Raw genomic sequence first — 12,673 nt, 5'->3', positions numbered from 1 at the left:
TCCCCGGCGGGAAGGGCCTCCGACCTGCGACGCCGTCGCGCTCAGTGGTGCCGGTGCACCACGGGCAGCTGGCCCGTGCGGTCGTGCAGGGCGGCGGTCTTCCGCACGCCGGTGACGAACCACGCGGCCGTCAGGGCCACGACCCAGGCCAGGCCGATCAGCAGCGCCTGGCGGGACTCCGGGATGGTGGCCATGGTGATGACCACGGTCGCCACGAAGGCGAGGCCGAGCACGGTGCCGACGATCCCGAACGGCATGGGGTACACCGACGGCGGGGCGCCGGCCTCCTTGACGCGGGCCCGCATGGCGCGGTGGGACAGGAAGATCATGGTCCAGGTCAGCACCACGGCGAACGAGGCGACGCCGGCGATCAGGCCGAACGCGTCCGGGTTCACCGTGATGAGGATGGCGCCGAGCACCATGACACCCAGCATCACGGCGACGGTCAGCCACGGCACGCCGTTGGCGGTGGTGCGGGTGAAGGCGCGGGGCGCCTGGCCGTCGTGGGCCATCGCGTAGAGCAGGCGACCCGAGGCGTAGATGCACGCGTTGATGGCGGAGATCGCCGCGGTGAGCACCACGAAGTTGAGGATGTGCGGCGCGAACGGCACTCCGAGGCCCTCGAAGATCTGCACGAACGGGCTGGTCTTGCCGTCCACCGCGCTCCACGGGACCAGGGACATGATGACGACCATGGTGAGCACGTAGAAGAGCAGGATGCGCACCGGGACCGTGTTGATGGCCTTCGGCAGCGCCGTCTCCGGGTCCTTGGCCTCGCCCGCGGCCACGCCGAGGGTCTCGATGCCGCCGAAGGAGAAGGTCACGATGGTCAGCGCGATCAGGACACCCCCGAAGCCGTGGGGCAGGAAGCCGCCGTGGTCGACCAGGTTGTGCAGGCCGGCGGGGGTGCCGTCGGTGAACGAGGCGCCGGTGAACATGAGGATGAGGCCGCCGAAGATCATGGCGACGATGGCGCCGATCTTGATGAGGGTCAGCCAGAACTCGGCCTCGCCGAAGTTGCCCACGTGGGTGAGGTTCACGAGGCCGATCACGAGGATGGTCGCGGCGACCCACGCCCATGCGGGCACGCCCGGGAACCAGAAGGCCATGTACTTGGTGACGGCCGCGGTGTCCGCCACGATCACGACGGCCAGCTCGAACACGAAGGTCCACCCGGTCACGTAGCCGGCGAAGGGCCCGAGGTAGCGCGAGGCGTAGGCCGCGAAGGAGCCGGAGACGGGCTCGCGCAGCGTCATCTCGCCCAGGGCGCGCATCACGAGGTACACGGCGAAGCCGGCGATGAGGAAGGACAGGATGACGCCGGGGCCCGCGGTCTGGATGCCGCCGGCGGAGCCGTAGAACAGGCCCGTGCCGATCGCGGTGCCGAGGGCGATGAACATGATGTGGCGCTGGCTGAGGCCGCGGTGCAGCTGTGACTGCGCGGCATGCGCGGCGTCGTCGCGCGGGTGGTCGACGGCATGGGCGCCGGAGGGGGAAGCGTTCACGTGGGTGCTCCGCTCGAGAAGTGAGGTGGATGACACGCTATGGTGGCGTGCCCCACACGTCGGCGCCAATTCCCGCGTCGAACGGAGACGGCTCGCCCGCCGGGGGCGGTCCAGGCGGACATCCCGTCGTCACTCACGAGGCGTGACGACGGGATGTCCACGGGGCGGTGGATCTCAGCGCAACAGCAGCCAGGCCGCGGCGTCGGGCGCGAGACGGTCGTCCACGACGGCCTCGGACTCGGGCAGCGAGAACTGCGCCCGCACGTGGTCCCCGGGCAGAGCGACGGGGGTGTCGCCGATGTTGGCCATGACCAGCACGGTCCGGGCCGGGATGGGCACGCCGGACCCCAGGTGGCGGCCCCCGCCCGAGCTCACCGTGAACGCGAGCACGCCCTGCTCCGGGCGGTGGTGCTCCGCGGACCACGCGAACGTGCCGGTGCCCAGGTCCAGCTCCGCGCGGATCTGCAGCAGGTGGCGATACAGCTCGAAGTGCGAGCCCTCCACGCCCACCTGCCGGTCTGCGGCCAGCACGCGGAACGAGTCCGGCTGCGGCAGCCACGGGGCGGCGTCGGCGTCGGGGCCGCTGAACCCGAGCGCGGGCTCGTCCGCGGCCCAGGGCAGGGGGATCCGGCAGCCGTCGCGGCCGGGTTCCGCGCCCCCGGTGCGGAAGAAGTACGGGTCCTCGCGCAGCTCCGCGGGCAGGGTGGTGTGTTCGGGCAGGCCGAGCTCGTCACCCTGGTAGATGTACGCGGAGCCCGGCAGGGCCAGCTCGATCATGGCCGCGGCGCGCGCCCGACGGCGGCCCAGGGCCTCGTCCGGCTGCTCGTCCTCGGCGGTGATGCCCGCCGGGTAGGCGGTGGGGTCGGACAGGCCGTAGCGGGAGGTGTGGCGCACGGTGTCGTGGTTGGAGAGCACCCAGGTGTTGGGCGCGCCGACCTTCTCCGCCTCCGTGAAGGAGCGGTCGATCGCCGACGTCAGCGACTCCGCGTCCCAGCCCGCCATGAGGTAGGTGAAGTTGAACGCCTGGTGCATCTCCCCGGGGCGGACATAGCGGAAGGTGCGCGGCAGCGGGGACACCCACGCCTCGGCGACCATCATCGGCTCGTGCGGGTACGAGTCCAGCACCCGCCGCCACTGCCGGTAGACCTCGTGCACGCCGTCCTGGTCGAGGAACGGCATGGCCGGCTCGAACGCGTCGACGTCGAAGTCCGGGTCCTGATCCTCACCGGCGTCCGTGACCATGCCCATGCGGGTGTGGTCGGCGTCCGGGTAGCCGGGCTTCTTGACGAGCCCGTGGGCCACGTCCACCCGGAACCCGTCCACGCCGCGGTCCAGCCAGAACCGCAGGATGGACTCGAACTCCTCGCGGACCTCCGGGTTCTCCCAGTTCAGGTCCGGCTGGGTGGTGTCGAACAGGTGCAGGTACCACTGGCCGGGGGTGCCGTCGGCCTCCGTCACGCGGGACCAGGCGCCGCCGCCGAACGTGGACTCCCAGTTGCTCGGGGGCAGCTCGCCGTGCTCGCCGCGACCCTCGGTGAAGTGGTAGCGGGCGCGCTCGCGGGAGCCGGGGCCGGCGGCCATGGCGGCCTGGAACCACGGGTGCTCGGAGGAGGTGTGGTTCGGCACCAGGTCCACGATCACGCGGATGTCCGCGGCGTGCGCGGCGTCGATCAGCGCGTCCGCGTCCGCCAGCGTGCCGAAGCGCGGATCCACGGTGCGGTAGTCCGCGACGTCGTAGCCGGCGTCGTGCTGGGGTGACAGGTAGAACGGGGAGAGCCAGATCGCGTCCACGCCCAGCCGGGACAGGTAGGGGATCTTCGCGGTGACGCCCGGGAGGTCGCCCATGCCGTTGCCGTCCCCGTCCGCGAAGGACCGCGGATAGACCTGGTAGACGACGGCGTCCACCCACCACGGGGTCTCCGGTCGGTTGCGGGCTTCCGAGGGCGGGGTGGTCAGGCGCTGCGTGGTCATGGGGACCAGCCTAGGCGGCGCCCCGCTCAGCCCTGGGACACCTCGGGCAGCCGCGCCCCGCCGACGACGCCGCCCACGCCCAGCACCGCCAGGAACAGGAGGGCCCCGGGCACGGTCACGGCGGCGATCGCCGAGCTCACCGCGCCCACCACCAGCAGGATGACGCCCATCGCCGTGTTGGACACGGCCGTGTACAGGGTGCGCGTGTCCCCGGAGGCCATGTCCACCAGGTAGGTCTTCCGCCCGGTGCGCACCCCGGTGTGCAGCAGCGTCACCAGGAAGTAGGCCGCCACCAGCACCGCGCCCGCCGCCGACGCCGGCAGTCCAGGCCAGGAGGTCAGGGCCAGCGCCGCCACCAGCACCGCGGAGGCCGCGCCGGCCGTGGACCCCATCAGCCGACGGCTGGACCGGTCGGCGGCCCGGCCGAAGAGCCGCCCGCCGATCAGCGAGGCCACCCCGGAGGCGATCACGAACCCGCCCAGGCCGGCCAGCGCGTCCGTGCCGGCCTGCAGGGCCAGCATCACCAGGAACGGCGGGGACAGGGAGGTCACCAGCAGCATGGACCGCACGGTCACGAAGCTCCGGAACGGGCGGTCGTCCCGCAGCAGCGCCCAGGACCGGCGGAGCACGGCCGCGGCGCCGGCGTCGTCGTGGGCGCCGCCGGACTCCTCCGGGTCCTCGCGGGGCTCGCGGATGCGCAGGTACACGAGGGCCACGCCCACCCACAGCAGCGCGCCGCCCGCGAGCAGCCCGGCCAGCCGCCCGGCGGAGAGCGCGTCCCCGCCGAGCAGGCGGATCCCCAGGCCCAGGGTGATCGCCACCAGCCCCGAGGCTGTGGTGGACCAGCCGGTGAGCTGCCCGCGCTGCCCCTTGGGCACGGTGCGCCCCTGCACGTCCTTCGACGCGATCGAGCACAGGCAGCGGCCCAGCGAGAACACCGCCAGCGCCGCCAGGATCACGACACCGGCTCCCGCCCCGTGCCCGACGGCGGCGACGGCCGCCATCACGGCCACCGCGGCCGCCTGCACCGCCGCGCCGGCGGCGAACACGCGGGTGCGGCGCCGGGCCCGCAGGACGACCGGGGTGAGCAGCGCCTGCGGGAGCATGGACAGGGACTCCCGGACCGGCTTGAGCAGGCCCGCGAGGCCGGCTGGCACGCCGAGGACGGCGAACAGCCAGGGGAGCACGGTGCCGGCGTCGACGATCTGGTCCCCGGAGGACTGCAGCGTGTTCGCGCCCACCAGGCGCAGGCCGTTGGCGGGCAGGTCCCGGCGGACCTGCCCGGGCAGCGCCGCCTCGGCCTCGGGGTCGCGCGTGACCAGGCGGGAGTACAGGGAGTCGGCGGCGCTCACCCGACCACCGTAGCCCCGCCCTCGGACACCGCGGCGGGCACGGCGGCCACAATGGTCTGCATGAAGCACTTCGACGACCCCGTCCTGCAGGCCATGGCCTCCCGCCGCTCCGTGTCCAAGGTGGGCCCGACCACGCCGTCGGATGAGGAGCTGGCCCGACTGCTGGTCGCCGTCACCCCCGTGGCCGACCACAAGGCGCTGCGGCCGTGGCGGCTGATCACCCTGCGCGGGGAGGACCGGGCCGTGCTGGGCGCCGCCCTGGACGCCGCGGCCGGCGTCGAGCGGGCGGAGGGCGAGCGCAACGAGAAGCCGTACCGGGCGGAGCTGCTGATCGCGGTGGTGGCCCGCCACGTCCCGCACCCGGGGGTTCCCGAGTGGGAGCAGCACGCCACCGCCGCCGGCGCCGCGCACCTGCTGGAGCTGGCCCTGTGGCAGGCCGGCTGGGGCGTGATGTGGCGCTCCGGCCTCCACGCGAACGCCCCGCAGGTGCGGGCCGCCCACGGCCTGGCCGACGACGAGCTGCTCATGGGCTGGCTGTACGTGGGGGACGTGGACCCGGAGCACCGGGTCAAGCTCGCCGCGTCCCGGAAGCCGGCCCTGGACCCGGCACCGTTCCTGGGGACGATGCCGCGGGCGTGAGCGCCCGGTCGTGAGGGGCGGGCCCGGTGCGCCTCAGCCGTCGTGGGCGTGCATGCCCACCCGCGCCCAGCGGCGGTTGAGCCGCTCCTGGGCCATGCCCGCGCCCACCTCGTCGCCCTCCTCGAGGGCGTCGAGCAGCGTCCAGAGGTCGAACACGGAGTCGTCCGGCCAGACGAGCGAGGTCAGGGCGCGGCCGTAGTCCAGCTCCAGCACGGCGTCCGGGTGGAAGGCCTGCAGCCAGGGGATCATCACGGCCAGCTCACCGAGCAGCTCGGCGTCCGGGGCGGCGCCGGCCAGCACGGCCGCGGCGTGGCCCACGCGCTCCACGGCCTCGGCCACGGGGGTGCGCCGGTACGCCACGTCCTCCCCGTCCACCAGCCGACGCGCGGGCTCCTCCGGGTCGAACGCCGCCAGCCACGCGTGAGGCACGCCCCACAGGGAGGTGCGGGTCTGGAGGCGGTGGGTGCCGGCGTCGGCGTCCTGGTCCTGGTGCGCGGCGTCCTGGGGGTCGTCCGGCGCGGGGGCGTCGGGGTCGGGGGAGAGCCCCCACTCGTCCTCCAGGGCCACGAGGGCGCGGCCGCGGTTCATGGCCCGGGCGGCGGCGGGCACGGCGGCGGCGTAGAGGGCCTCCGGGGCGGACGCCTCCAGCATCTCGGCGGCCATCTCCATGCGCAGCGCGAGCTCGTCGGGGCAGTAGAACGCGGAGCCGCCCCGCTCCAGCACGCGCACCAGGTCGTCCTCCCCGGGGGCGGGGAAGGGGTCGGCGGGCAGGCGCAGCAGACGACGCCGAGCGCGCTCGGCCGCCTCCGCCTCCACCTCCGCGCGGGTGCGGTGGGCGGCGGCCACCATGCGCGCGGCCACCGCGTCCGGGTACGCGGACAGCGGCTGGAAGACGCGGAGGTTCGCGGCGGCGGTGCGCACGCTCAGCCGAGCTCGACGATCACCGGGGCGTGGTCCGAGGCGCCCTTGCCCTTGCGCTCCTCACGGTCGATCCAGGCGTCCGTGACCGTCCGCGCGAGGGCGGGCGAGCACAGCTGGAAGTCGATGCGCATGCCCTTCTTCTTGGGGAAGGCCAGGCCCGTGTAGTCCCAGTACGTGTACACGCCGGGGCCGGGGTGGCGCGGGCGCACCACGTCCACCAGCCCGGCGTCCTCGAACGCGTGGAACGCCGCGCGCTCGGCCGGGGAGACGTGCGTGTAGCCCTCGCGCTGGAACAGCTCGATGTCCCACACGTCCTCGTCCTGCGGAGCGATGTTCCAGTCGCCGGTCAGGGCGAGCCGGGTGTCCGGGTCCTCGGCGAGGCGAGCGGCCGCGTGCTCCTGGAGCACGCGCAGCCACTCGAGCTTGTAGCCCATGTGCTCGTTCTCCAGGCCGCGCCCGTTGGGCACGTACAGGCTCCACAGGCGCACCGGGGCGACGCCGTCGGCCGCCTCGGCGCCCACGGTCGCCCCGATGGCGCGGGACTCCTCCTGCGGGTCCACGCCGCCCTTGCCGAAGTGCGGCTGGCCGGGGAAGCCGCGCTGCACGTCGCTCAGGCCGACGCGGGAGGCGATGGCCACGCCGTTCCACTGCGAGGTGCCGTTGTGGGCGACCTCGTAGCCGGCACGCTCGAAGAGCTCCCAGGGGAAGTTCTCGTCCCGGCACTTGGTCTCCTGGATGGCCAGGACGTCCACGTCCTGCCGGTCGAGGAAGGCCTCCACGCGGTCGGCGCGGGCACGGAGGGAGTTCACGTTCCAGGTGGCGATCTTCACCCGGCCAGGCTAGCCGAGGGGGAGGACGGCCGGCTCAGCGCCACCAGTCGTCGTGGATCGTGACCGGGGTGGTGCGCTTGTGGCGGGAGCGCCGCCAGACGCCCTCGAGCTTCTCGGCGGCCTCCTCCGGGATCTCCCGTCCCTCGAGGTAGTCGTCGATGTGCTCGTAGCTCAGGCCGAGCTCGTCCTCGTCGGCGCGGCCGGGGCTGCCGTCCAGCAGGTCCGCGGTGGGGACCTTCGCCCACAGGTGCTCGGGGGCGCCCAGCTCCTTCGCGACGGCGCGGACCTGCCGCTTGTCCAGGCCGGCCAGCGGCAGGACGTCCGCACCGCCGTCGCCGAACTTGGTGAAGAACCCGGTGATGGACTCGGCCGCGTGGTCGGTGCCGATCACCAGCTGACCGTGCGCCCCGGCGATCGCGTACTGCGCCACCATGCGCATGCGGGCCTTGACGTTGCCCTGGTTGTAGTCGGAGATCGGCTCTCCCGTGGCCTCCTGGAACGCCGAGGCCATCCCGGCGACGGCCTCCGCGATGTTCAGCGTGACGCGCCCGTCGGCGCCCACGAAGTCCATGGCCGCGGTCGCGTCGGCCTCGTCCGCCTGCACCCTGTACGGCAGGCGCACCGCGGTGAACCGTGGGTTCTCGCGGGAGGGGGCGGCGTCGTCCCCCGCCTCGGTGCCCAGCTCCGCGCGACGCCGCTCCACCGCCAGCTGCGCCAGCCGCCCGGCCGTGGTGGAGTCCACGCCGCCCGAGATCCCCAGCACGAACCCGGACGCACCCGTGGCCTCCAGGTAGTCCACCAGGAACCGGACGCGCGCCTCGACCTCGGCGGCCGGGTCGACCTCGGGCCGCACGCCCATCTCGGCGATGATCTGCTGCTGGAGTTCACGCATGGCCCCAGCGTAGGGCTCAGGCATCCGGATGCCCCAGGTTGCGGGCGATCGTGCGCAGCGTGGCGACGGTGACCTCGTAGTGCTCGGCGGGCAGGTCCGCCGTCGCCTCCCCGCGGAGCCGCTCCACGGCCTCGCCCACGCGCTCGCCCGCCGTGCGCCCGGTGGACGTGAGGGTGAACAGGTCGCCCTCCACGGTCACCCAGCCGGCGTCCACCAGCTCGTCCAGCTGCTCGACGACGGCGCCGCGCACCTCCGGTTCGAAGCCCGCCCCGATCTCGGCGGCGCTCAGCGGTGCCGCCGTGAGCGCGTTCAGGGACTGCCACTGGGCGCGGGTCAGGCCGTGCTCCTCGAGGGACGCGGCGACGCGGGCGGCCAGCAGGCCCTCGGCCACGGTCAGCCAGTGGGACAGGGGCAGGCCGGACGGATGGGAGTCCCTCCGCGGGGCCTGGGTCTGCCGGTTCTCCGGGGTCTGGGTGTTGTCCGTCATGGGCCGAGGCTAGCCCCGCGCCTCGGCGCAGGGACAGGGGCTGGCCGTTACGCTGGGCGCATGACCGCCGAGCACACCTCCGTCGCCCCCACTCCCGAGCAGGACCGCGAACGCCTGCGCGAGCTCATCAAGGAGCTGGCCGTGGTGCACGGCCGCGTGACGCTGTCCTCCGGCGCCGAGGCCGACTACTACGTGGACCTGCGCCGCGTGACCCTCCACCACGAGGCGGCCCCGCTGATCGGCCGCGTCATGCTGCGGCTGCTGGAGGAGAACGGCATCGAGTTCGAGACCATGGGCGGCCTCACCATGGGCGCCGACCCCGTGGCCACCGCGATGATGCACCAGGCCGGCGCCCAGGGCCGCGCGCTGGACGCGTTCGTGGTGCGCAAGGCGCAGAAGTCCTACGGCATGGGCCGCCAGGTCGAGGGCCCCGGGGTCGAGGGGCGCCGCGTCGTCGTGCTGGAGGACACCTCCACCACCGGCGGCTCCGCGCTGACCGCCGTGGAGGGCGTGCGCAAGGCCGGCGGCGACGTGCAGGCCGTGGCCGTGATCGTGGACCGCGCCACCGGCGCCGCCGAGCGCGTGGCCGAGGAGGCCGGCGTCCCCTACCTGTACGCGTTCGGCAAGGACGAGCTCGACCTCGACTGAGCCGGGGCCCCGGCCCGCCGACCCCGCCCCGCACTTTCGCGAGACAAGACGTCGCTACCATCCCGTCCGTGTGGGAAGGTAGCGACGTTCTTCTGAGCGAAAGCGGTGTCGGGGGCCGGGCCGGGCCTCAGAGCCAGTCGGCCTTCTTGAACAGCGCGTACAGCGCCACGGCCACGCCCAGCATGAGGCCGAGCGCCCACGGGTAGCCCAGCGGCCACTCGAGCTCGGGCATGTGCTGGAAGTTCATGCCGTAGACCGAGCCGATCAGCTGCGGCGCGAAGATGATGGCCGCCCAGGACGAGATCCTCTTGACCTGCTCGTTCTGCGCGATCGACTGCTCCGCCAGCCGCTTGGAGGCAAGGGTGGAGTCCAGTTCCAGGGCGTTCTCCAGCATCTGGCGCATCGCGGCCACGCGGTCGGTGACCTGCACGGCGTGGTCGTGGATGTCGCGGAGGGCGCGCAGGGTCTCGACGAGCTCGGCGCGCTCCTCCTCGCCCGGCTCCGGCTCGGGGGCCTCGAGGTGGGAGGCGTGGGACCCGTTGGCGGCGTCGCCCAGGCGGGCGCGCATGTCCTCCTGGAGCTGCTCGATCATCCGCGGCAGCGGGCGGGTGGCGCGCTCGAAGCCGATGATCTCGCGGGAGAGCTCGTAGATGCGGCGGGAGACGGCGGCGTCGCCGGAGAAGATCTGGTCCTCGATCTCCCGGATGTCCTGCTCCAGGCCCTCGGCCACGGGGAAGTAGGCGTCCACCACGTGGTCGAGGATCTCGAAGGCCACCTGGGAGGGGCCCTGGGCCAGGCGGTCCGTGTGCCGCTGCTCCATGCCGGCGCGGATGTCCGCGAGGTCCGGCTCCTCGGCGTGGCGCACGGTGACCACGTAGTCCTTGCCGGTGAACACGTCCAGCTCGCCGAACTCCACGGTCTCGGTGGCGTCGATGTACCGGGCCGGGTGCAGCACCATGAACCAGTCGTCCCCGTAGCGCTCGAGCTTGGCGCGCTGGCCGGGGGTCAGGGCGTCCTCCACGGCGAGCGGGTGCAGGGGCAGCTCGTCGGCGACCTCCTGCAGCTCGTCCGGGTGGGGGCGGTAGAGGCCCAGCCAGGCCATCCCGCCGGTGCGCTCGATGGCGTCCCAGGTGTCGGAGAGGGAGGTCGGGGCGAAGACTCGGCGGCCGTCCACGTACACGGCGTTATCGATCAGGGTCACCGGGACATTGTGCCCGAGCCGCCCCCTGGCACTGTGCGGACGGGACACGCCGCATCACCCGGAGAGGAAGCGGCGTGTCCCGCCCCGAAAGCCCCCGCGGCCGCGACGTCGGGCGCGCACCCAGCCTGCGGACGTACCGTGGCCCCATGAGCAAGGACACCAGCACCCCCGTCGCCCGCGACGGCAAGACCCTCCTCCCCGCCGACGCCGTCACCACGGCCCCGATCGCCGCGCTCGGCCTGGTCGGCGGCTACCTCGTCGCCCGCGAGACCGGCATCCGCTGGCTCGGCGGCGTCGTCCTCGGCGCGGCCGGCCTGTACGCGGGCCGCACCTGGGCGGCCAAGGGCGGCCCCGCCGTCGCCGGCACGCTCGGCGCCCTGTACCTGGGCGGCTTCGGCGCGTCCCACCCGCTGGCCAAGAAGATCGGCGCGTGGCCGTCAGTGCTGTCCGTGGCCGCCGCCTCGGCCGGCGCCGCGTACGCCGCCGTGGACCGCAAGGACGGTCGCCGCTGAGCCCGGAGCGTCCCGCGCACGACGACGGCGCCCCCGCCTCCGCCTCGGAGGCCGGGGGCGCCGTGGGGTCGGGGGAGGGCGTCGACGCCCGGGAGGTCGGACGTGAGGTCGGCGCGCCCCCGTGGGAGGGCCCCTGGCCCGAGGACCCGCGGTACGACCCGGCGCTGCTGCGCGACGGGGACCGCCGCAACGTGGCCGACCGCTACCGGTACTGGACCGTGGAAGCGATCGTCGCGGACCTGGACCGCACTCGGCATCCGTTCCACGTGGCCATCGAGAACTGGCAGCACGACCTGAACATCGGCACCGTCGTGCGCACTGCCAACGCGTTCAACGCGGCAGGCGTGCACATCATCGGGCGGCGGCGCTGGAACCGGCGCGGGGCCATGGTGACGGACCGGTACCTCCACGTGCATCACCACGAGACGGTGGAGGCGTTCACCGCCTGGGCGGCGGGGGAGGGCCTGCCGGTGCTGGGCGTGGACCTGTTCCCGGAGTCCGTGCCGGTGGAGACCTTCGACTTCCCGCGTGCCTGCGTGCTGGTGTTCGGGCAGGAGGGGCCGGGCCTCTCCGAGGAGGTGCGGGCGGCGAGCGAGGCGGTGCTCTCGATCGCCCAGTACGGCTCCACCCGGTCGATCAACGCGGGCGTGGCCGCGGGCATCGCGATGCACGCCTGGATCCGGCAGCACGGGGGTCCGGCGCCGGTGTGAGGCGGGCGCGGAGCCGTCCGTTTCACGCACGAATGCGCTCGACGCGCCGTCCGTTTCGTGAACGAAGGCGTGGGGGCGCCGTGGGCGGCTCAGCCGGCGAAGGGCAGCGTGGGCAGGCCGGCCACGCCGGGCCGCACGGAGAACAGCGCGCCGGCCAGGGGGTCCTCGCCGCGCTCCATGCCCTCCCAGGAGGTGGTGATGTAGAGGGTGCCGAGGTCGTCCCCGCCGAAGGTGCAGGCCGTGGTCTTCTGCACGGGCACCTCGACCACCTCGTCCAGCACGCCCTCCGGGGTGTACCGGTGGATCCGCCCGTGGCTGATCACCGCCACCCAGATGCCGCCCTCGGCGTCCACGCACAGGCCGTCCGGCTTGCCCTCGCCGTCGAGCACGTCCACGAGCACGCGGCGGTTCGTCAGGCCCTCCTCGCGGCTGTAGTCGAACACCGCGACCTGCCGCGTGGGGGTGTCGTCGTAGTAGGCCAGGGAGCCGTCCGGGGACCAGGCCAGGCCGTTGGACGTGGTCACGCCCTCGAGCACCACGTCCACCTCGCCCGCGCCGCCTTCCGGGGCGGGGCTGAGCCGGTGCAGCGACGCCGCCCCGGGCGTCTTGGCGTAGGCCATGGAGCCGGCGTAGAAGCGCCCGTCGGGGTCGCAGCCGCCCTCGTTCATGCGCAGCCCGGCGGCGTCGTCCCACAGCGGGGGCAGGCGGTGCAGGGTGCCGTCCGGGTCCTCCAGCGCGAAGCCGCGCTCCACCGCGAACACGGCCCCGCCGCCGACGCGCGGGCGCACCACCGCGCACACCTTCGGATCGACGTTCCGGCGGGTCACCCCGCCGTCCGCGCCGAGGGAGAGCACGTCGCCGGCGAGCATGTCGACCCAGCGCAGCCCGCCCCAGGACTCGGCCCAGACGGGGCCTTCGCCGTGGTAGCAGAGGGGGTCGGTGACCTGGTCGGCGCGCATCGCGGGCTCCTTCGTCGTCGGGGGCGTCCTGCCCAGGATCCTAGGC

The 12,673-nt window shown here is 73.9% G+C and carries 13 protein-coding genes; 4 read left to right on the top strand and 9 right to left on the bottom strand.

What is annotated here, in order from left to right:
- Nucleotides 1–41 precede the first annotated feature (41 nt).
- The 3 genes from KW076_RS00940 to KW076_RS00930 all read right to left on the bottom strand — a co-directional run bounded on the left by KW076_RS00940 (nucleotide 42) and on the right by KW076_RS00930 (nucleotide 4,828).
- A complete protein-coding gene (locus tag KW076_RS00940) occupies nucleotides 42–1,505 on the bottom strand; it encodes an amino acid permease (protein ID WP_224355774.1) in 1,464 nt (487 codons plus the stop codon).
- Between the two features lie 174 nt (nucleotides 1,506–1,679).
- Nucleotides 1,680–3,476 carry a glycoside hydrolase family 13 protein gene (locus tag KW076_RS00935; RefSeq protein WP_224355773.1) on the bottom strand — a complete coding sequence of 599 codons (1,797 nt, stop codon included), beginning with the start codon at nucleotides 3,474–3,476 and terminating at the stop codon, nucleotides 1,680–1,682.
- 26 nt (nucleotides 3,477–3,502) lie between these two features.
- Entirely contained in the window at nucleotides 3,503–4,828 is a 1,326-nt protein-coding gene (locus KW076_RS00930) for an MFS transporter (RefSeq protein ID WP_224355772.1), read from the bottom strand.
- Nucleotides 4,829–4,888: 60 nt separating this feature from the next.
- Here KW076_RS00930 and KW076_RS00925 point away from each other — a divergent pair, with 60 nt between their 5' ends.
- A complete protein-coding gene (locus tag KW076_RS00925; protein WP_224355771.1) occupies nucleotides 4,889–5,467 on the top strand; it encodes a nitroreductase family protein in 579 nt (192 codons plus the stop codon).
- Between the two features lie 33 nt (nucleotides 5,468–5,500).
- On the opposite strand, the gene KW076_RS00920 is transcribed toward KW076_RS00925, so the two are convergent.
- From KW076_RS00920 to KW076_RS00905, 4 genes are read right to left on the bottom strand one after another with little or no spacing between them, the layout of a single operon-like run.
- Complete coding sequence (locus tag KW076_RS00920; protein WP_224355769.1) at nucleotides 5,501–6,388, bottom strand: DUF8083 family protein; 888 nt, start codon at nucleotides 6,386–6,388, stop codon at nucleotides 5,501–5,503.
- A 2-nt stretch (nucleotides 6,389–6,390) separates the two neighbouring features.
- Entirely contained in the window at nucleotides 6,391–7,218 is an 828-nt protein-coding gene (locus KW076_RS00915) for an exodeoxyribonuclease III (protein WP_224355768.1), read from the bottom strand.
- Nucleotides 7,219–7,252: 34 nt separating this feature from the next.
- On the bottom strand, nucleotides 7,253–8,110 hold the full coding sequence (nadE, locus tag KW076_RS00910) for an NAD(+) synthase (protein WP_224355767.1): 858 nt from the start codon (nucleotides 8,108–8,110) through the stop codon (nucleotides 7,253–7,255).
- Nucleotides 8,111–8,126: 16 nt separating this feature from the next.
- Nucleotides 8,127–8,597, bottom strand: coding sequence for a MarR family winged helix-turn-helix transcriptional regulator (locus KW076_RS00905; RefSeq protein WP_224355765.1), 471 nt, complete (start codon nucleotides 8,595–8,597; stop codon nucleotides 8,127–8,129).
- 60 nt (nucleotides 8,598–8,657) lie between these two features.
- On the opposite strand from KW076_RS00905, the gene pyrE reads away from it, so the two are divergent.
- On the top strand, nucleotides 8,658–9,245 hold the full coding sequence (gene pyrE / locus KW076_RS00900) for an orotate phosphoribosyltransferase (RefSeq protein ID WP_224355763.1): 588 nt from the start codon (nucleotides 8,658–8,660) through the stop codon (nucleotides 9,243–9,245).
- Between the two features lie 127 nt (nucleotides 9,246–9,372).
- Here pyrE and KW076_RS00895 read toward each other — a convergent pair whose 3' ends face one another.
- The gene (locus KW076_RS00895) at nucleotides 9,373–10,446 is read right to left on the bottom strand and encodes a magnesium and cobalt transport protein CorA (protein WP_224355762.1); all 1,074 of its coding nucleotides are present in this window, start codon (nucleotides 10,444–10,446) and stop codon (nucleotides 9,373–9,375) included.
- A 146-nt stretch (nucleotides 10,447–10,592) separates the two neighbouring features.
- Between KW076_RS00895 and KW076_RS00890 the strand changes: the two genes are divergently transcribed.
- Nucleotides 10,593–10,958, top strand: a complete 366-nt coding sequence (locus KW076_RS00890; RefSeq protein ID WP_224355761.1) for a hypothetical protein — start codon at nucleotides 10,593–10,595, stop codon at nucleotides 10,956–10,958.
- A gap of 62 nt (nucleotides 10,959–11,020) precedes the next feature.
- A complete protein-coding gene (locus KW076_RS00885) occupies nucleotides 11,021–11,668 on the top strand; it encodes a TrmH family RNA methyltransferase (RefSeq protein WP_224355760.1) in 648 nt (215 codons plus the stop codon).
- Between the two features lie 89 nt (nucleotides 11,669–11,757).
- Here the strand turns inward: KW076_RS00885 and KW076_RS00880 are convergent, their stop codons facing one another.
- A complete protein-coding gene (locus KW076_RS00880; protein ID WP_224355759.1) occupies nucleotides 11,758–12,627 on the bottom strand; it encodes an SMP-30/gluconolactonase/LRE family protein in 870 nt (289 codons plus the stop codon).
- Between the last annotated feature and the right edge of the window lie 46 nt (nucleotides 12,628–12,673).

This window comes from Micrococcus porci (genome assembly GCF_020097155.1).
GTDB lineage: Bacteria > Actinomycetota > Actinomycetes > Actinomycetales > Micrococcaceae > Micrococcus > Micrococcus porci.
This window is presented reverse-complemented; position numbering and strand designations above follow the sequence as displayed.